17 protein-coding genes are annotated in these 17,787 nt (G+C 72.1%); 7 read left to right on the forward strand and 10 right to left on the reverse strand.

From position 1 onward, the window contains the following. Positions 1-38 precede the first annotated feature (38 nt). Both ACBI99_RS34330 and ACBI99_RS34335 read right to left on the reverse strand, forming a co-directional pair. Positions 39-1,679: a glycosyltransferase gene (locus ACBI99_RS34330; protein WP_375074344.1), complete on the reverse strand. Its 1,641-nt coding sequence runs from the start codon at positions 1,677-1,679 to the stop codon at positions 39-41. Further along, positions 1,676-2,737: a glycosyltransferase family 2 protein gene (locus tag ACBI99_RS34335; protein ID WP_375074345.1), complete on the reverse strand. Its 1,062-nt coding sequence runs from the start codon at positions 2,735-2,737 to the stop codon at positions 1,676-1,678. Before ACBI99_RS34335 ends, ACBI99_RS34330 begins: the two co-directional genes overlap by 4 nt. A 212-nt stretch (positions 2,738-2,949) precedes the next feature. On the opposite strand from ACBI99_RS34335, the gene ACBI99_RS34340 reads away from it, so the two are divergent. The 4 genes from ACBI99_RS34340 to ACBI99_RS34355 are packed head-to-tail and all read left to right on the forward strand — an operon-like array spanning position 2,950 to position 8,475. Then, on the forward strand, positions 2,950-3,387 hold the full coding sequence (locus tag ACBI99_RS34340; protein ID WP_375074346.1) for a hypothetical protein: 438 nt from the start codon (positions 2,950-2,952) through the stop codon (positions 3,385-3,387). Continuing rightward, positions 3,384-4,880, forward strand: a complete 1,497-nt coding sequence (locus ACBI99_RS34345) for a glycosyltransferase family 2 protein (protein ID WP_219505898.1) — start codon at positions 3,384-3,386, stop codon at positions 4,878-4,880. The genes ACBI99_RS34340 and ACBI99_RS34345 overlap by 4 nt, the downstream gene beginning before the upstream one ends. Then, on the forward strand, positions 4,877-6,787 hold the full coding sequence (locus ACBI99_RS34350) for a glycosyltransferase (protein ID WP_219505901.1): 1,911 nt from the start codon (positions 4,877-4,879) through the stop codon (positions 6,785-6,787). The genes ACBI99_RS34345 and ACBI99_RS34350 overlap by 4 nt, the downstream gene beginning before the upstream one ends. Next, complete coding sequence (locus tag ACBI99_RS34355) at positions 6,784-8,475, forward strand: glycosyltransferase (protein ID WP_375074347.1); 1,692 nt, start codon at positions 6,784-6,786, stop codon at positions 8,473-8,475. The genes ACBI99_RS34350 and ACBI99_RS34355 overlap by 4 nt, the downstream gene beginning before the upstream one ends. A 21-nt stretch (positions 8,476-8,496) precedes the next feature. Here ACBI99_RS34355 and ACBI99_RS34360 read toward each other — a convergent pair whose 3' ends face one another. Beyond that, positions 8,497-8,772, reverse strand: a complete 276-nt coding sequence (locus ACBI99_RS34360; protein ID WP_219505906.1) for a hypothetical protein — start codon at positions 8,770-8,772, stop codon at positions 8,497-8,499. Between the two features lie 275 nt (positions 8,773-9,047). Between ACBI99_RS34360 and ACBI99_RS34365 the strand changes: the two genes are divergently transcribed. The 3 genes from ACBI99_RS34365 to ACBI99_RS34375 all read left to right on the forward strand — a co-directional run bounded on the left by ACBI99_RS34365 (position 9,048) and on the right by ACBI99_RS34375 (position 11,080). Then, on the forward strand, positions 9,048-9,824 hold the full coding sequence (locus ACBI99_RS34365) for a hypothetical protein (protein WP_375074348.1): 777 nt from the start codon (positions 9,048-9,050) through the stop codon (positions 9,822-9,824). A 143-nt stretch (positions 9,825-9,967) separates the two neighbouring features. Further along, positions 9,968-10,279, forward strand: coding sequence for a hypothetical protein (locus ACBI99_RS34370; RefSeq protein ID WP_375074349.1), 312 nt, complete (start codon positions 9,968-9,970; stop codon positions 10,277-10,279). A gap of 69 nt (positions 10,280-10,348) precedes the next feature. After that, entirely contained in the window at positions 10,349-11,080 is a 732-nt protein-coding gene (locus ACBI99_RS34375) for a 3-keto-5-aminohexanoate cleavage protein (RefSeq protein ID WP_375074350.1), read from the forward strand. A gap of 274 nt (positions 11,081-11,354) precedes the next feature. Here ACBI99_RS34375 and ACBI99_RS34380 read toward each other — a convergent pair whose 3' ends face one another. The 7 genes from ACBI99_RS34380 to ACBI99_RS34410 all read right to left on the reverse strand — a co-directional run bounded on the left by ACBI99_RS34380 (position 11,355) and on the right by ACBI99_RS34410 (position 17,764). Next, positions 11,355-11,726: a DUF4288 domain-containing protein gene (locus ACBI99_RS34380; protein ID WP_375074351.1), complete on the reverse strand. Its 372-nt coding sequence runs from the start codon at positions 11,724-11,726 to the stop codon at positions 11,355-11,357. 640 nt (positions 11,727-12,366) lie between these two features. Next, the gene (locus tag ACBI99_RS34385; RefSeq protein ID WP_375074352.1) at positions 12,367-13,755 is read right to left on the reverse strand and encodes an aldehyde dehydrogenase family protein; all 1,389 of its coding nucleotides are present in this window, start codon (positions 13,753-13,755) and stop codon (positions 12,367-12,369) included. Then, a complete protein-coding gene (locus ACBI99_RS34390) occupies positions 13,752-14,342 on the reverse strand; it encodes a thiamine pyrophosphate-dependent enzyme (RefSeq protein WP_357583716.1) in 591 nt (196 codons plus the stop codon). Before ACBI99_RS34390 ends, ACBI99_RS34385 begins: the two co-directional genes overlap by 4 nt. Next, positions 14,342-14,875, reverse strand: coding sequence for a hypothetical protein (locus ACBI99_RS34395; protein ID WP_375074353.1), 534 nt, complete (start codon positions 14,873-14,875; stop codon positions 14,342-14,344). Before ACBI99_RS34395 ends, ACBI99_RS34390 begins: the two co-directional genes overlap by 1 nt. Continuing rightward, complete coding sequence (locus ACBI99_RS34400; RefSeq protein ID WP_375074354.1) at positions 14,872-15,900, reverse strand: threonine/serine dehydratase; 1,029 nt, start codon at positions 15,898-15,900, stop codon at positions 14,872-14,874. The genes ACBI99_RS34395 and ACBI99_RS34400 overlap by 4 nt, the downstream gene beginning before the upstream one ends. Continuing rightward, complete coding sequence (locus tag ACBI99_RS34405) at positions 15,901-16,281, reverse strand: RidA family protein (protein ID WP_219505923.1); 381 nt, start codon at positions 16,279-16,281, stop codon at positions 15,901-15,903. A 10-nt stretch (positions 16,282-16,291) separates the two neighbouring features. Further along, positions 16,292-17,764: an MFS transporter gene (locus tag ACBI99_RS34410; protein WP_246645043.1), complete on the reverse strand. Its 1,473-nt coding sequence runs from the start codon at positions 17,762-17,764 to the stop codon at positions 16,292-16,294. Positions 17,765-17,787: the final 23 nt, after the last annotated feature.

Genomic DNA, 17,787 nt, shown 5'->3' on the forward strand with positions numbered 1-17,787 from the left:
GGCCCGCGTACGGCCGCGCCCGGTCCCAAGGGGGCCGGCTAGGGGCGTTGGGTTTTGCCGAGGGCGCGTTTGAGCGTGGTCGCCACCAGGGCGCGCAGGCTTTCCTGGGCGCGGGTGGCGGCGGCGAGCCTGCGGCGCAGGTCGGCGCTCTCGCGGCGGAGCGTGCCGACCTCGCGGCGCAGCTCGACGGCGCTCTTGCGCCAGCGGCCCGCCTCCTCGCGCCACCGGGTGACCTGGGCGCGCAGGCGTTCGGTCTCGGCGGCCAGCCGGGCGTTCTCGGCCTCGGCGGCCAGCCGCGCGTTGTAGGCGGCGCGCCGCCCGGTGGGCTTGCGCGGCTCTCTGGTGAAGCCGTACGCCTCGCCCTCGACCCAGGCGACGCCCGACACCTCGTCCACGACGTCGTCGAGCCGTTCGCCGGGCCTGGCGAGCAGGCGGGCCCGGGAGAAGTAGGCGACGCGCTCCAGCCGGGCGGTCTCGATGCCCGTGGCCGATTCGGCGAGCAGCACGTTGACCAGCCCGAACACCTCGCCACGGGCCAGGTCCAGGAGCCTGGCCAGGGAGTCCTCGCCGGGCGCCCAGCCGGGCGGCAGGCGCAGCAGGAACGGCACGCGCGGATCGACCTCGTCGGTGGTGACCAGGCCGACCCGGCCCTCGTGCTGGTAGTGGCCGTGCACGAGCACCTGGTCGAGGCGCGGGTCCTTCAGCGGGGCGCGGCGGTCGCGGTCGAGCTCGTCCCAGGGGCCGACGAGGTGCACGCGCACGTCGTTGACGGTGCCGGCGAGCAGCGCGTCGACGGTGGCGCGCACGTCCTCGTACGGCGCGGTGCCGTCGACCAGGGCGACGACGCTCGGGACGAGCCACTGGCGGGCCGGGTGGGAGCGCAGCCAGCGGTAGGCGGGGATGCGGTCGGCCACGAAGGCGTGGCTGACGCGGTCGATGCGCGGCTTGTCGCGCATCCGCATGGTGGGGCCGAGGTGGTAGGCGCGGGCGTCGGGCTCCGGCACGAACACGGCGCCGGCCTGCGCGAGGCGGTAGCCCATCTCGGTGTCCTGGCCGAGGATCAGGTCGTCGTCCATCGGCCCCGCGGCCTCGACGAGCCGGGCGCTGACGGAGGTGTTGCCGCCGACGTGCACGCTGAACGGGCGCGGCGAGTTGGCGGTGAGCCCGTCGGTGCGTTCGACCAGGTCGACGATCCAGGCGTGGGGTTCGGCGGGCTCGAAGTACGCCTCGAGGTCGGCGGGCAGCTCGGCGGGCAGCTCGGCCTCGCTGAAGCGCAGGTGGCCGTAGACGACGAGGTAGGGGGCGGCGTGGTGCCAGCGCATGTGGGCGGTGAGCGCGCCGGGGGTGAGGACCACGTCGGAGTCGAGCCAGTGGATGACGTCGCCGGTCGCCTCGGCGAGGCCGGCGTTGCGGGCGCTGGCGCGGCCGGGCCTCTCGCAGCGGATCAGGCGGGTGCCTGCGGGGCGTTCGGCGGGCAGGCGCAGCGGCGGCGTGGTGCCGTTGTCGACGACGACGACCTCGGTCAGCCCGGCCGGGTAGGTCTGCCTGGCGAGCCCGGCGAGCGCGAGGTCGAGCTTGTCCTGGCCACCGTAGGCGGGCACGATCACGCTGACGCGCAGCTCCGGGGTGTAGCCGGCGGGCGGTCGCAGCGGACGGTAGTCGTTGCCGCGCAGCCTCATGCGGCTTCCATGAGCAGGCTGGGGCGGAAGCCGTGCCACTGGTTGGCGGCGACCTTGAGGAAGTGGCCGAGGGGAAGCTGCCAGGTGTGCCCGCCACCGAGGCCGCGCCGCAGCATGTAGCCGAGGCCGTGGGTGCGGTAGATGCGGGCGCCCGACTCGTGGGCGGCCTTCAGGAACTCGCGGTCGACGGACCGGGGCAGCGCCGGAAAGCCCCCCAGGTCATGAAATGTCGCCCGGGAGACGGTGATCGTGCCGCCCGCCACGTGGTCGGACCACACCTCGCTCGGGTACGAGGCCCCGCTGGCGAACGTGACGCGCCTGACCGTGACGTGGAGCGGCTCCAGGTAGAAGAACTCGCCGGTGGTGCCCACGACGTCGGCGCCGGAGTAGGCGGCCGCCATGACGAGGTCGGCCAGGTGGTCGGGGCCGTACCAGTCGTCGTCGTCCCACTTGGCCAGGTGGTCGCCGGTGGCCTGCGCCGCCGCCCGGTTGAGCACCTCGCCGAACGGCACCGCGCGCTCGGCCTCCACCCAGGACACCGGCAGCGGGCAGGACTCGACCGCCGGGCGCACCTCGTCGTAGGTGAACCCGTGCAGCCCGAGCACGACCTCGGCCTCGACGCCGCGCTGGCGTGCCATCTGCGCCAGGGCCTCGCCCACCAGGCCCGGCCGCATCGTGGCCATGACGATGCTGACCTTGGGCGTCGCGGCGGGCCCGGCCAGGCGGCGCAGGCGTACGCTGTGCTCCTCGCGCCGCAGGTCGGCCAGGCAGCGCAGGCCGCCCCCGGGCTCGTGGGCGAGCCAGTCGCGGTCGGTGAGCAGCGCGGCCAGGCCGGCGGGGACCCAGGCGGGCGCGTGGGCGGCGGTCAGCGGCACCCCGGCGGCGGCGAGCTCCATGACGTCGTCGAGCGGCACCTCACCGGCGGGCCAGTCGATCTCCAGGCCGCGCAGGCGGCGCAGCTCCGCGGCGGGGGGCCGCACCCAGCCGCCGTCGTGCCAGTGGAGGCGCGCGAGCCCCTGGTCAGCCGTGCGGGCGAAGCCGGCCGGGGTGAGGGACATGCGCTGCTGCTCCTAGCGGGTCGAACTTGATCGGCGCCTACCTTACGCCGCTTTTTACTGACACGTACCCGCAGGGTTCCCATCCGGTATGGCCGGTCACGGCAGATTCACAGTGTGTACACAGGAAACTCTGGCACGGTGGTGACTGTTGTTGAATAAGGTGTCATTAATGCCCTAACGCCCGGATAAGTCATAACGAAAGGTTTGAGCGGATGCTTGCGCCACGCCGGCCGGCAGCCATCGCCGCCGCTCTGGGAGCACTGGCCCTGGCCGTGCTCGTGCTGCTGGTGCTCGCCGGCCTGTTCTCCCTCGCGGAGGCCGCGACGGCCGGCGGGTTCGTGATCTCGCTCGCCGCGCTCGCCTTCCTGGTCCTCGCCGTGCGCCGCATCGACGGCAAGGCGCACCGCATCGACCTGCGCGTCAAGAAGTACGAGGCCGAGCTGGCCAGGACCACCACCGCGCTGCGGCAGATCGACGCGCGCCTGGACAAGCTCACCCGCGCCGTCGAGGAGTCGGGCGCCCGGCGCGGCGACGACATCGGCGCCATCCTGGCCTCGCTCGGCGAGGACCGCGTCAACGCCATGGCCAGAGCCCGAGAGGTGGAGGAGCTGCGCGAGGAGGTCCGCGCGCTCTCCAAGGACCGGGTATGACCCGCGTCCGGCACAACGACTACGGGGTGCTGAGCCCGCCCGCGCTCGGCTCGTGGCGGCCCGAGCTCAGCGTGTCCGTGGTCATCCCGGCCTACGACTGCCAGGAGGCGCTGGAGCGCACGGTGGCCTCGCTGGCCGCCCAGACCTACCCCGCGCACCTGGTCGAGGTGGTCGTCGCCGACGACGGCAGCGACCCGCCCGTCCACCTGCCGGGCGCCCGCGTCGTGCGGGTGGAGCAGGGCTGGGGCCGGGGCGCCGCCCGCCAGGCCGGGCAGCTCGCGGCCACCGGCGACGTCGTCCACTGGCTCGACTCCGACATGGTGCTGAACCCGGGCCACCTGGAGGCGCACCTGCGCTGGCACCACCTCATCGACCACGCCGTGGTGATCGGCGAGACGAGGTTCGTGGACACGCCGGGCGACGAGGGCGCGCCGACCCCGTACACGCTCAAGACCCTGGCGTCCACCAGGTGGCTGCGTGACGCCGGCGCGAGCGCGTACCTGCTGCACACCGGCGCGTCCAGCTCGGTCCGCAGAGAGCTGCTGCGCGCGGCGGGCGGCGTCGACCCCGGTCTGAACATGGCGGAGGACACCGAGCTCGGCTACCGGCTGGCGCAGGCGGGCGCGGTGTTCATCCCCGACCCGGAGGCCGTCGGCAAGCACGTCGGGCCGTCCACGGTCATGCTGCGGGAGAAGGAGGTGCACCGGCACAACTGGTCCTACCTGGGCGACTACATTCCCGACCTGCGCTGGCTGCGCCGCCATCCGCGCCGTACCTGGCTGGTCCCGTACGTGCGCGTGGTCGTGACGGCCACCACGTACGAGGAGACGCGCGCCACCGTCGACTCCGCGCTGGCCGGGACTCTCGTGGACGCGGCGGTCACCATCGTCGGCCCGTGGGGCGAGCTGACCGGCGGGCGCCGCGCCAGCCTCGACGAGCCGCTGCTGGACCTGCGCCTGCTGGGCAACCTGTACGCGCACGAGCCGCGCGTGGCGTTCGCCGAGAGCGCGCCCGCGTCCGCCGCGCCCGCGCCCTTCTCGCTGCGCGTCCCCGCCGGCTGGGCGCTCGGCGCCGGCACCCTGTCCTCCCTCGTACGCCTCGCCGAACAGGACACGCTCGGCCTGGTCAGCGCCGTGCTGGCGGAGACCGCGACCGGGGTCGTGGCCGCCAGGCTGGAGCGCACGGCGGCGTTCGCGCGCGCGGCGCGCTTCCCCGGGGTGGCGGACGACCTGGTGGACGAGCTGTTCGGCTCGCTGTGGGTGGGCGGGGACGAGCACGGGTTCGTCCCCGCCGACGAGGCCGAGCCGCCGGGCGGCGACGCGGCCAGGTGGCGGGCCGTCGCCGCCGAACGGGCCGCTGAGCTGAAGGCGGCCAAGGCCGAGATCGACCGGCTGACCGCCGAGGTCGAACGCCTGTCAGCGCCCGCCGCCGACGGCGACGGGACCAAGGGGCCGCTGTCGTCCCTGATGAGACACCTGCGGAGCGCCGGATGATCGACCGGTTGCTGGCCGAGCTGCCCAAGGCCAGGGTGTTCCTCGCGGGCATCGACGACGCGGCCGTGCCGGGCGTCGACCTGGACCGCGACCTGCTGGAGCCGGGCGGCGACGCCGAGCAGGCGGCGGAGGTGCTGGTGATCGCCCGCACCCCGGCCGACCTGCGGCGCGCCGCGACGCTGCACAAACTGCTGCCGGAGGCCCGCCGGGTGGTCGTGGCCGTGCTCGACACCCCGGCCGCCCACCCCGCGCCGGTGCCGACGCCGACGCCCGCGCACCGCTGGCGCTCCCTGTCGGACCTGCGCGTCTACCGGCCCAAGGACCGGGTGTGGGTGGTGGACGCCCGCTTCTCCGCGCCCGCCCCGGCAGGCCGTACCGTGACGGCGACGGCCCGCGCGTTCGCCGGGCACCGGCTCGACGTGATCGCCGCGCCCGCCGCCGCGATCGCCGGCGTCGGCGCCGCCGACTGGCGGCCGGGCGACCCCAACGCCACCCCCGCCGACGTCGCCGGGCCCGTCCCGGAACGCGTCGGCGCGCCCGGCAGCGACCTGGTGCTGCGCACACTGGACGCCGAGACCGCGCCCCCGTCGGCCGCCGGCGCCGCCCGCTCCTGGGACGGCGCCGAGACCCCCGTCGAACGGCCGACGCTCCGGGCGGCGAGCTGGGAGCGGCTGGGCCGGCCCGGCGGGTCGGAGCTGCCGCTGGCCGACCCCGACGTGCTCGCCGAGCCGTCCATGATCCCGCCGGTGGACGAGCGCCTGGTGAACCCGCAGGGCTTCGTCACCACCCCGACCCGGGGCGTGGCCGCGCTGGCCGAACGCGACGGCCGCTGGACGGTGCTGCTGGACGGCAAGCCGGTGACGACGTTCGCCGAGTCGGGCGGCGTCACCGACGCCGACGTGTCCCGCCTGCGGCAGATCCGCGCCGTCGAGATCGACTGGCACCACGCGCACAGCGGCCCGCTCGCCGCCGTGCGCGTGCTGGCCGGGCTGGCCGCCGCCGGCGTGCCGCTGTTCTCCGGGCCGGTGCCCCGCTGGGCGGGGGCGCTCGGCGAAGAGCTCGTCGCGCTCGTCCAGTCGCCGCCCGACCTGGCCGACGACCTGCGGCGCGAGGAGCACAGCATCCGGCTGCGCCGCACCGCGCTGCGCACCCACGGCGTGGCCGCCCGCTGGGAGCAGCTCGGCGCGCCGCCGCCCGCTCCCCCGCTCACCTCGGTCCTGCTGGCCACCCGCCGCACCGACATGGTCGGCTTCGCGCTCGACCAGATCGCCCGCCAGCGCGACGTCCGGCTGGAGGTCGTCCTGGCGCTGCACGGCGTCCCGCCGGGACATCCCGACGTGGCCGCCGCGGTCGCCGCGTACGACGGGCCGCTGACCGTGTTCGAGGCGGGCGCGCAGGCGGTGTTCGGCGAGGTGCTGAACGAGGCCGCGGCCAAGGCGTCCGGCTCGTTCCTGCTGAAGATGGACGACGACGACTGGTACGGCCCGGACTTCCTGTCGGACCTGCTGCTCGCGCACTCCTACTCGGGGGCGCAGGTGGTGGGGACCGTGCCGGAGTTCGTCTACCTGTCGTCGATCGACGTCACCGTGCACCGCAAGCAGTTCACCGAGCAGATCACCAGCTTCGTGGCGGGCGGCACCATCCTCGTGGAGCGCTCGGCGTTCCAGGCGGTGGGCGGCTTCCGGCCGCTGCACCGCTCGGTCGACACCCAGTTCCAGGAGGCGCTGCAGGCCGCCGGAGGCCAGATCTACCGCACCCACGGCCTCGGCTACATCCTGCGCCGCGGCCCCGCCGCCAACCACACCTGGCGGGAGCCGATCGGCACGTTCCTGCAGCGCAACCGGCAGCAGTGGCGCGGCTTCCGGCCGAACGCCCTCATGGAGCTCGACGGGAGCCCGCGTCCATGACTCCCCGCATCCGCCGCAACGACTACGGCGTCCTCACCCCGCCCCGCCTGGGCGCGTGGGAGCCCGCGCTCACCGTCACCGTCGTCATCCCGGCGCACGACCGCCAGGCGACGCTGGACCTCACGCTGGCGGCGCTCGCCGCCCAGTCCTACCCGGCCGAGCTGATGGACGTCATCGTGGTGGACGACGGCAGCGCCGTCCCGCTGCGCCTGCCGCCGCTCGCGCCCGGCCGCACCAAGCTCATCAGCAGCCCGCCCGGCGGCTGGGGGCGCGCCTGGGCGGTGCAGGCGGGCATCGACGCCGCCGCCGGCGACGTCGTCTTCGTGCTGGACGCCGACATGATCCCGCACCGCCACCACGTGGAGGCCCAGCTCCGCTGGCACCACCTGGCCCCGTACGTGGTCGCGCTCGGCTGGATCGACTTCACCTCGGCCACCGGCGAGCTGCCCGCCCCCGAGACCGTGCGCACGTCCGTGGAGAACGGCCGCGCGGACGAGCTGTTCCCCCTGTCGGCCCTGCGCCACGACTGGGCCGAGAAGATCATCCACGACCACGACGGCCTGCGCACCGCGCCGAACTCCCTTGCCACCCGCATCCACGTGGGCGCCACCGTCTCCTACCCGGCCGCGCTGCTGCGCTCGATCGGCGGCATGGACACCTCGCTCGTCCTGGCCGAGGACACCGAGCTGGGCTACCGCCTCACCCAGGCCGGCGCGGTCTACGTACCGGACCCGGAGTCGCGCGCCTGGCACCTCGGCCTGCCGACCGCCATGCGCGACTTCGCCGCGCTCAAGCGCTACAACGACCCGTACGTGGCCGACCGCGTCCCCTACCGCCGCTACCTGCGCACCGACCGGGGCCGCCAGTGGCTGGTCCCGTACGTGGACGCGACCGTCCCGGCGGGCGGCTACGAGGACGTACGGGCCACCGTCGACGCCCTGCTCGGCGGCTCGCTCCCGGACGTGCGCGTCACGATTCCCGGCCCGTGGGAGTCGCTGACCGACGGCCGCCGCTCGCCGCTCGGCGACCCGGACCTCGACCTGCGGCTGATTCGCGCCACGTTCGAGCACGACCCGCGCGTCCACCTGGCGGACGCGCCCGGCGGGACGTCGCCCGCGCCGTTCAGGCTGATGGTCCCGCCCGGCTGGGTGCCCGGCGAGGACACCGTGGAGCGGCTGGTCGCCCACCTGGAGGAGCACGACGGCGGCTCGCTGTGCGTGGCGCTGGACGAGACCGCCGACGGCGTCGTCGTCGCCCGCCTCGACCGCACCGCCGCCCTGTCCCGCGCCGCCCTGGTCGCCGAACCCGGCGAGCATCAGGACGACGTGCTGGACGAAATCTTCGGGCTGGAGTGGACGGACGGCGAATCGTGGGGGTTCGCGCCCCGCCCGGAGGTGTACCCGCCGCGCCGCCGGCCGCCCTCCGAGGCCGAACGGCTCGCCGCCCAGCGGGAGAAGGAGCTCGCCCTCTACCGCAAGCGCACCGCCGCGCTGCGCGCCGAGCTGTCGCAGTTGCGGCGCGAGGCGGGCAAGAACGGGCGGGACGCCGCCCGGTGGCGCGAGAAGGCCGAGGAGTGGCGGCGCGAGGCGGTCCGCCTGGCGCGCGCCCGCGAGCGCGAGCGTGACCGCACGGTCATCAAGCGCGCGGTGCGGCGCGTCCGCAAGCTCGCCTTCCCCGACGGGCCGTAGCCCCGGCCGCCCTCCTGGTCCTCAGGACCGCAGGAACGTCACCTGCGTGGAGCCCTCGATCACGCCGGCCCGCTCATGCGCCCCTCTGAGCGCGTCTGACTGGAAGTGCGCCCGGGTGGCCTCGACGTCGGCACAGGCGAACAGCACCACGGCCTCGTCCGGGCTGTCCACGTTCGTGGACACCAGCACGGTGCGCATGCCGGCCGCGGCCCGGCGCTCGTCCAGGCTGTCGAAGGCGGTCCGCCAGGTGTCGTGGTCGGCGAACCTCTGACGTACCAGCAGGTGGAACTCGGCCATGCGGATTGTGCCCCTTTACCGGTCCGAAACTTGACTGGGTCACCTGACGGTAGCAGCGACATGATCATTCATTGAGTGATTTATGCACATAATCGGCTCACAAAGATCTTCTACGCCAGAGGAAGATTCATATCCCACCGGTGCGCTGGGACCACTCCACGGCTATTGACCATCCGAGACGGATCGAATGCGGACAGTAATCTCCCGCTCATGGTTACCCCCTGCACGAGGGTCTCATCAGCATCACGACCCTCGACACCACCCGGACCGGGCACATGCTCCGGTCCCTCTTCGACCTCCCGCTCCCCCGGGACTCGGAGGCCCGCCTCGTGTCCCCGGACCTGTCGGAGTGCGTCCCCGCCAGCTTCCACGCCGACGCCGCCCTGCTGTACGGCGAGAAGGAGGAGAAACTCGGCGTCATCGCGGAGGTCCAGCTCAAACGGGACCCGATCAAACGCTGGACCTGGCCCGTCTACCTGGCCACGATGCGCGCCCGCGACCGCTGCAAGTCCACCCTCGTGGTCATCTGCCCCGACCACTCCACCGCCCGCTGGGCGGCCGAGCCCATCGACACGGGGCATCCCGGGTACGTCCTGCACCCGCTCGTGATCGGGCCCCACAACACCCCGGTCATCACCGACGTCGCCGAAGCGGTCGGCGACATCGGCCTGGCCGCCATCTCGGCCATCACCCACAGCGACCACCCCGAGATCCACGCCATCCTCGCCACCTTGGCCGAGGCCCTGGACAACATCGATTCCAAGCTGGCGCGTCGGTACGCTGAATATGTCACCGTGGCGTTGACCGGCAGTGCACAGAAAGAGATGGAGCGCCTGATGGCCACCGAAACCTACCTCTACCAGGGCGAATACGCCCAGAGCCTCTTGGCGAAAGGAGAGGCGCGAGCGGTGCTGCTGTCCCTGAAAGCCAGGGCGATCCCGGTCCCGGACGAGGTCCGTGAACGCATCTCCGCGTGCACCGACATCCCCACACTGGAGACGTGGATCGAGCGAGCGGCCGTCATCGACACCATCGACGAACTCTTCGCCTGAGCCCAGCTCGGACTGACCCACCGCATCCTTCAGATCACCTCACCGGGCGGGCTCCCCCTCAACGCTGAATCCAGCACGCCCGCAACCGTGGGCACATCACCGCGCCGTCCCACCGATGGCGCGCAGAAGGAACGGAGCACCCGATGGCCTCTGGGACCCATCTCTACCAGGGCGAATACGCCCCGAGTCTCCTCGCCGAGCTCCGGGCGGAGGGCAAGGCGATCGCCCAGGCGAAGGGCCTGCCGGAATGGTCCGCAGAACACTTCGCCCAGGGCTACGTGCAGGGCTGCACGAAGGGGCTGACAACGGTCCTGCTGTTGTGCCTGGACAACCGTGGCCTCGCATCCCCCGACCAGGCAAGCGAGCATGTCAGAACCTGTGCCGACATCTCCACCCTGGCAACCTGGATCGGGCGAGCAGCGGTCAGCGACACCCTCGACGAGGTGTTCGCCTGACCCTCCACCCCGGCCCGACTCAGGGCGCCTGCCAAGGGAGACCCCGGTGGCGCCTGCGAAGATTGCGCCATGCTGCAGGTTTGTCTCAACGGTGCTCGAAGCCGGGCCGAATGTCCCCATCTGCCGGTGACCCCCGACGAGCTGGCGGCGGCGGCCCGTGATGCTGTCGCCGCCGGCGCCGAGGACGTCCACCTGCACCCCAAGGACCACGACGGCCAGGACACGCTGGAAACCACCGCCGTCGCCGCCGCCGTGAGCGCGGTGCGGGCTGCCGTCCCAGGCATCCCGGTCGGCGTCACCACCGGCGCATGGGCCACAGCGGACCCTCATGCCCGTGCCGCCCAGGTCCGGGCCTGGACCGTGCTGCCTGACCACGCTTCCGTGAACTGGCACGAGGACGGCGCCACCGAGGTCGCCGCAGCCCTGCTCGACAGGGGGATCGGCATCGAAGCGGGCATCTACTCCGGCACTCCCGCAGCACGACGGTTCCTGAGCCGGCCCGGATCCCGCCGAGTCCTGCGTGTCCTGGCCGAGATCACCGAAGCCACCCCGCAGGACGCGCTCCACGCCGCAGCCGGCCTGCTGGACGAACTCGAACCGGCTGCCGCACCGATTCTCCTGCACGGCGAGGACGCCACCGCGTGGCCCATCCTGCGGCTTGCCGCCTCCCGCCGCCTGCATGCCCGCATCGGCCTGGAAGACGTGCTCCACCTCCCCGACGGCACCCCTGCCCCGGACAACGCCGCCCTCATCCGCGCAGCCCGCGAGATCATCCAGCACACACCACCGGGCACGCCTTAGCGAGTCGCTATCACGCACCGTGCGGGAGGTTCGCGGCCGCAGACCCCGGAAGGTCGAGGCCACACACCAGGGCGTCGGGGAGCGAGCTGCGCGAGGAGCCTACATCGGTGAAGTCGCAGGCCGCTGAGGCGTGGGAGGAGTCGGCGCACGCGGCTGGCGCCGTGGCGGTGGCCATGCACGCCGGGACAGTCACCAGGCCGGACGGCTTCAGCTACGTCTTAACGGAGGCCACCGCCGCATAGGGCCGCGCTCACGTGAAGAGCGCGACCCGGCCTTAGCTGCTCACAGGATCGTCCGGCCCTGCCGTGGGCTCCGTCAAAGATGTGAGCGAGAAGTTCGCGCGATACTGCCCAAGATCATCGAAGCTGCGCGAGTACAGGGTGATGTCATCGTCCAGAGTGTCGTAGAGGGCAGCGCGTACGTCCGCGACGCCTATGAAGGACCAGGTGACGGTCTCGTCGTAGACGTTCTTATAGGAACTCGTCTCCTCATGACCCATCGCTTCGGCCGCAGCGCGCGCTTCCTCAATAGAGGAGGCGTGGATCAACACGATGTCCTCGCTGTAACGAGGGCGCGCGTAGCCTCCTTCGACCGTCGTTGCATAAACCAAAATCGCGATGTGCGGACTTTTCGGATGGTCGTTCACGCTGGCCCCCTCCTGCATGGCGCACGCCGACCCATTCGCATGGGGGTCGGCGCGCATTGGGAACATTCAGTGTCCCGTTCCATGCTGGCTTTGCGAACCGGTTATTGGTGAGCAGCTTCCATGCTTCCGGCCCTGCGTTTTGATGGCGCAGCCGGGTGTGATGAAGCTGGCGCCGGCGACCGAGCTCAGTGCCGATGATGCAGGCGGCGCAGGGGGTCGGACTATCGCCTTCATGGTTGCGACCCTCCTCACTTGTTCATGTCGGTCTTCCATCGGGTTCAACTGTCAGCGGCGGGTCTCCTCTGTTCGCAGACCTTCATCCGGACGATGACCGTGCCGGAACCCGAGGTGGCGCAGGGTCCCTCGCGTCGGGGCCGGAGGTTACTTCCTTGCCGTCGAAAGACTTGACCGCGACGTTCCGCCTGGAAATGTCGGCGTGCGCGGGCATGGCCATGGCTGATTGGATTTACTTCAAAGACTTGACAGCTACGTTGATCGCTCAAGGCTACGAGTCCATCGTAGTTATCGGAGGGTTAGCTACGGTTCCCGGGCGAGAATGGCCACTTCGGATGGCACACAGCAGCCCGGACCGTGCCGTCCAGCATGGGCCCAGCGCGACGGCCCGGCTGGGGTCCGGTGCTCAGGTCGGGTGGATGCGCAGTGCCTGGAGGTTGGCCAGTTCGTGGACGCCCCACCTGCCGAGTTCGCGCCCGTAGCCGCTGGCCTTGATGCCGCCGGTCGGGAGGCGCGGGTCGGTGGCGGAGATCGTGTTGACGAAGACGGACCCCGCGTGGATGCGCTCGCTCACGGACGCGGCGTGTTCGCTGTCGGTGCTCCACAGGCTGCTGCTGAGCCCGTAGCGTGAGGAGTTCGCGAGGGCGATGAGCTCGTCGTCGTCAGCGCCGGTCGTCAGCGCGCCGAGCGGGCCGAACGTCTCCTCGGTCAGGAGGGCGGAGTCGTGCCCGTCCACTTCGACGATCGACGGCGGGAACCAGGCGCCTGCGGCGGGGTCGGGTGCGGCCGCCTGTGCGATCACCTTGGCTCCCGCCGCCAGGGCTCGGGCGCGTTGGTCACGGAGCGTGTCGCGCAGGTCGTGGCGGGCGAGCGGGCCGACGTCGACGGTCTCGTCCGTCGGGTCGCCGACTCTCAGCGCCTGGACGTGGGGGGTCAGTGCCTGCGCGAACGCGTCACGTACGTCGCGGTGGACGAGGATGCGCTTGGCGGCGATGCAGCTCTGCCCGCTGTTGAGGAACCGGGATCGCACGGCGGCGGCGGCCGCGGCCGGGAGGTCGGCGTCGGCCAGGACGATGAACGGGTCTGACCCGCCGAGTTCCAGCACGCACTTCTTGATCTCGGCGCCGGCGCGCGCGGCGACGAGGGCGCCGACCCGGTCGCTGCCGGTGAAGGTGACGGCGGCGATCCGGCGGTCGCCGATGAGGTTCGACGCCGTGGCCGCGTCGGCCACGACGGTCTGCAGCACCCCCGTCCCGAACGCCTCCTGGAACGCCTCCTCGATCGCCAGGGCGTTGCCCGTGACGGAGTCGGCGTGCTTGAGCACGACGGTGTCGCCGGCCGCGATCGCGGGCAGCATCGCCCGGATCACCTGCCACCAGGGGTAGTTCCACGGGAGGATGGCGAGCACGACGCCGATCGGCACGATCCGGACGATCGCGGTGTCGCCGTCCAGATCGAACGTCTCCGGCCGCAGGATCTCGGGAAGCCGGTCGGCGTAGTAGCGGCAGGCGGTGACGCATTTGTCGATCTCGGCCCGTGCCTGCGTGATCGGCTTGCCCATCTCGAGTGTGATGAGTGCGGCGAACGTCTCTCGCCGCTCCGCCAGGACGGCGCCGAGCCGGCTGATCGCCGCGACGCGTTCGTCCGTACGTGACCGTCCCCAGGTCGAGGTCGCGGCGGTGTCGAGCACCCGATCGAGTCCCTCGGGAGTGGTGTACGGGTGGAAGCCCAGTTCGTCGCCGGAGGCGGGGTTGACGGTGACGATGCCGCCGATGCCGCCGATGTCGCGGGTCACGCCGCGGCCTCGGCGACGGCATGCACCTCGCGGAGCCAGCGGGTGAAGCGTCCCGTGAGCGAGACGGGGTCGACCAGCAGCTTCTCGATGTCTGGAGCGTTCCCTTCCTCGATCGTGGCGTACAGGAACGCCGGCCCCTCCACCGTGAGCAGTTCGGCGAAGGCGGTGCTCAGCCCGTCGGCGGTTTGCGCCGCGCGCGTGGTCCAGCCGGCCGCGTCGGCCAGGCGCCGCAGGTCGACCTTCGGTGAGTAGGTCGGCAGCGCCCCGGTGGACCCGTACACCCCGTTGTCGAGGAGGACGAGGAGCAGGTTGGGCGGCGCGAGGTAGCCTCCGGTCGGCAGCACGTTCGGGTTCATGAGCAGCGAACCGTCCCCTTCGATGGCGACGACCTTGGGCGTCGACGGTCTCACGCTGAGCGCCAGCCCGGTCGCCACCGATCCCGCCAGGCCCATCGCGTCGAGGAGGTAGAGGTGGTTGTCGCTGTCCTTCACCGAGGCCAGCTCTCTGCTCGTCGCCGCGCAGGTCGCGATGACGGGATGGGAGCTCGTCAGGTCCGCCAGCACGCCGAGTGCTTCGATCCGCTTCATCAGGCGACCTTTCCGTCGGTGTTCCAGAAGGACCCGAGGACGACCACGGGCCGGTACGTCATGACCGCGTGCCTGCCGGCCTCCTGTACGGTGTCGTGCCAGTCTCCGGGGCCGCTTGTCCTGTCCAGTTCGATGACGGGCAGCCCGGCGGCGCGCAGGAGAGCCGGCACGGGCTGGCTGATGGAGTGGATCATCGAGTTGTACTCGCCGAGCCCTCCCCGGGTGTTGGCGAACACCAGCAGCGGCAGGTGGTAGGAGAGCGTGAACGTCGTCAGCGCCGTGAGCGCGTTCCCGAAGCCGTTGTCCTGCATGACCACGGTGCCGAGCCCGCCGGTGAACGCCACCGCCCCCATGACGCCGACCGCTTCCTCCTCCCGCGACAGCGGGGTGACGCGCGGTGAGACCCCGTTCGTGCCGCCGTCGTACGCGACCAGCGCGTTGATGACCGGCGCCACGGTCACGGACGGGATGTAGCCGACCCGGGTGGCTCCGGCCGCCCAGATGCCGTCGGCGACGGCTTGTGCGTATGTCATGGGTGTGCTTCCTCGGGTGTCGTGGATGCGGTTCCTCCGGGTGAGGAGGTGAGCGCGCGGGCGAGGACGGCCGGGTCGATGTTGCCACCGGACAGGACGGCGACCGCCCGCCCGTACCTGCGGGGATCGGCGAGCTGGGCGGCGACGCCGAGCGCTCCGCTGGGTTCCGCGACGAGACGGGCGTGACGGGCCAGGCTCGCCACCGCGGCGAGGATCTCGTCCTCGCTCACCGTGACGATCTCCTCGACGGTCGCCTGGATGATCGGGAAGGTGAGTTCGCCGAGGATCGGCGTCCGCGTTCCGTCGGCGATCGTGCGGTGCGTGGCGCGGGCGTCCCAGGCGACCCGTCGTCCGCTCGCGAGCGAGTCGCGCGCGTCCGCGGCCAGTTCAGGCTCGACGCCGACCACGCGCGTGCGCGGGGACGAGGCCGCGATCGCGACGCCCACTCCCGAGATCAGCCCACCGCCGCCGACCGGTACGAGCACGGTGTCGATGTCGTCCAGGTCTTCGAGCACTTCGAGGGCGAGCGTGCCCTGCCCGGCGATGACGTCGGCGTGGTCGAAGGGCGGGATCGTCGTCATCCCGCGCTCCGCCCGTACGGCGTCGGCGACGAGCTCTCTCCGGTCACTGGGGACGAGGACGACTTCGGCTCCCAGCGCCCTGGTCGCCGCCACCTTGACCGCCGTCGCCGAGTCCGGCATGACGACCACGGCCGGGATGCCCGCCGCGCGTGCGGCCCAGGCGACCGCCTGCCCGTGGTTGCCGCTCGAATGCGTGACCACGCCGTGCGCTCGGGTGTCGGGGCGGAGCCGGGCGATCGCGTTCACGGCCCCGCGGAGTTTGAAGGCCCCGATCGGCTGGAGGCTCTCGGCCTTCAGCCACAGCTCTCCTGGCGCCCAGGGGGCCGGGAGCAAGGGCGTCCGTACGACGTGGCCGGTGATCCTGTCCCGTGCCTCGACGACGTCGCCGATCGTCACGGGGAGCGCGGGCCTCGGCCCGGTCACGTCCTGAGGAGCGGCCCGCATTCAGGCTCCGCCCCGCGCGGCGATGGCGTCCAGCTCGATCCGGGCGCGATAGGGCAGCTCCGCGACCGCGACGCAGGTACGGGCCGGCCGCGGTTCGGGCAGGATCTGCTCGTAGATGGCGTCCACGGTGGTGCGGTCGCCCATCGACGCCAGGTAGACCGTGATCTTCACGACGTGCCGGAAGTCCAGCCCGGCCGAGGCCAGCCTGGCGCGCAGGTTCGCCAGGGCTTGGCGGGTCTCGTTCGCGACACCACCCGCCACCAGTTCGCCGTCGGCGATGCCGAGCTGTCCTGAGAGGAAGACGAGTCCGGTGTCGGTCTCGCGCACAGGGCTGTAGGGGTGCCGCGCCTGTGAGGGGCTCGCCGGTGCGAGGTTGGTCATACTCGATCTCCTAGGGGTGGTTCACGGGCACGCCCGTGACGAGGTGGCCGCGCATCCTGCGCACCAGGAAGGTCCCGGGGATGGCCGCGAGGACGAAGACGCAGCCCGCGACCGCGATGTAGGAGTGCACGCCGAGCGAGGAGTTCACGGTCTGCCCGTCGACCACGAGGTCCGTCGCGCCGAGGATCGCCGATCCGATGAAGCTCATCGTCACGGAGCCGACGGCGACCATGACCATGACCATGCTGGAGACGGTGCCCTGCCGCTCGCGCGGCGCCAGGATGGAGGCCAGGTTGAAGCCCGAGGTGACCAGCGAGCCCGCCGTGAGGCTCAGCAGGAACGAGCAGACCACGGCGATCGGCAGATTTCCCGCGCCGACGAGGAACATCCCGAGGGAGGCGATCGTCCCCAGCGCCACGCCGACGGCCAGCGGCCAGGCGGGGCCCACGCGGGTGGCGATCGCGCCCGCCACGATGCCGCCGAGCATGATCCCGATCGACGGGATGCCGAACATCAGGCCGAGCGCCGCCGGTCCCGCGATCCCGTAGCCGAGGCCCTCGTCCGGGGAGACGTCGATGAGCAGGCTGAACAGCGCGAGCAGGCTGCGATAGGCGCCCGTTCCCATGACGACCACGAGGAGTCCGAGCCCGAGGGCCAGCGGGATGCCGCGGATGTCGATCACGGGCTCCGGGACGCGGCTCAGCACGACGAACCAGACGAGCAGCGCCACGACCCCCGCGACGAGGACGACCAGCGGCACGAGTGCCAGCCAGCCGAGCTCCTGCCCCAGACTGATGTACACCAGCACCCCCGCGAGCCCGCCGCCGAGCAGCAGCCCGCCCGCGACGTCGACCTTGCCCTTTGTCCTGAGCCGCGTTCGCGGGATCACGGCGCGGACGAAGAGCGCGCCCACGACCGCGAACGTCGCGGAGACCACGAACACGAACTGCCAGCCGAAGGCCTCCGTGGCGACCTGCAGGATGAAGGGTGAGACGATGCCGAAGACCGCCGAGCCCGAGGTGACGACACCGGTCACGATCATGGAGAACGTGGGGGCGCAGAGGTCGCGGATGATCGCGACAGTGAGGAACAACGCCGCGACGGCGGCGCCCTGGAGGACCCGCCCTAGGACGAAGACGCCGATGTGCGGCGCGGCCAGGCAGATCACCCCGCCCAGCCCGGCGACCAGCAGCGTGATCACGAGGACCTTGCGCTTGCCGTAGATGTCGGCGGACTTGCCGAGCAGCGGCGCCCACATCGCGCCCGCCAGCATCGCGCTGGAGTCGAGCCAGGCGAACTGGGTGGTGTCGAAGGCGTCGCGCAGTTGCGGAAGGACGAAGGTCGGCGCGGCGAGCACGGTGTCGACCATGACGTTCACCAGGACGAGAACGGCTACGTACCCGATCACCCGGCCGGTCCAGCCGGTGTGCAGATCATCGGGTGCGGGCGTTCCCGCGGTGGTGCTGGAGCTCATGTCCTGCATGAGCGTCTCCTTTCTGCGGAACA

The sequence above is a fragment of the Nonomuraea sp. ATR24 genome (genome assembly GCF_041950485.1).
GTDB classification, from domain to species: domain Bacteria; phylum Actinomycetota; class Actinomycetes; order Streptosporangiales; family Streptosporangiaceae; genus Nonomuraea; species Nonomuraea ceibae.

What these genes read in the sequence shown, in the direction of transcription:
- ACBI99_RS34395 (WP_375074353.1), bottom strand. Translation starts at nt 14,875, where the DNA reads ATGACATACGCACAAGCCGTCGCCGACGGCATCTGGGCGGCCGGAGCC.
- ACBI99_RS34400 (WP_375074354.1), bottom strand. Translation starts at nt 15,900, where the DNA reads ATGCGGGCCGCTCCTCAGGACGTGACCGGGCCGAGGCCCGCGCTCCCC.
- ACBI99_RS34405 (WP_219505923.1), bottom strand. Translation starts at nt 16,281, where the DNA reads ATGACCAACCTCGCACCGGCGAGCCCCTCACAGGCGCGGCACCCCTAC.
- ACBI99_RS34335 (WP_375074345.1), bottom strand. Translation starts at nt 2,737, where the DNA reads ATGTCCCTCACCCCGGCCGGCTTCGCCCGCACGGCTGACCAGGGGCTC.
- ACBI99_RS34355 (WP_375074347.1), top strand. Translation starts at nt 6,784, where the DNA reads ATGACTCCCCGCATCCGCCGCAACGACTACGGCGTCCTCACCCCGCCC.
- ACBI99_RS34370 (WP_375074349.1), top strand. Translation starts at nt 9,968, where the DNA reads ATGGCCTCTGGGACCCATCTCTACCAGGGCGAATACGCCCCGAGTCTC.
- ACBI99_RS34345 (WP_219505898.1), top strand. Translation starts at nt 3,384, where the DNA reads ATGACCCGCGTCCGGCACAACGACTACGGGGTGCTGAGCCCGCCCGCG.
- ACBI99_RS34360 (WP_219505906.1), bottom strand. Translation starts at nt 8,772, where the DNA reads ATGGCCGAGTTCCACCTGCTGGTACGTCAGAGGTTCGCCGACCACGAC.
- ACBI99_RS34375 (WP_375074350.1), top strand. Translation starts at nt 10,349, where the DNA reads ATGCTGCAGGTTTGTCTCAACGGTGCTCGAAGCCGGGCCGAATGTCCC.
- ACBI99_RS34410 (WP_246645043.1), bottom strand. Translation starts at nt 17,764, where the DNA reads ATGCAGGACATGAGCTCCAGCACCACCGCGGGAACGCCCGCACCCGAT.
- ACBI99_RS34365 (WP_375074348.1), top strand. Translation starts at nt 9,048, where the DNA reads ATGCTCCGGTCCCTCTTCGACCTCCCGCTCCCCCGGGACTCGGAGGCC.
- ACBI99_RS34330 (WP_375074344.1), bottom strand. Translation starts at nt 1,679, where the DNA reads ATGAGGCTGCGCGGCAACGACTACCGTCCGCTGCGACCGCCCGCCGGC.
- ACBI99_RS34350 (WP_219505901.1), top strand. Translation starts at nt 4,877, where the DNA reads ATGATCGACCGGTTGCTGGCCGAGCTGCCCAAGGCCAGGGTGTTCCTC.
- ACBI99_RS34340 (WP_375074346.1), top strand. Translation starts at nt 2,950, where the DNA reads ATGCTTGCGCCACGCCGGCCGGCAGCCATCGCCGCCGCTCTGGGAGCA.
- ACBI99_RS34390 (WP_357583716.1), bottom strand. Translation starts at nt 14,342, where the DNA reads ATGAAGCGGATCGAAGCACTCGGCGTGCTGGCGGACCTGACGAGCTCC.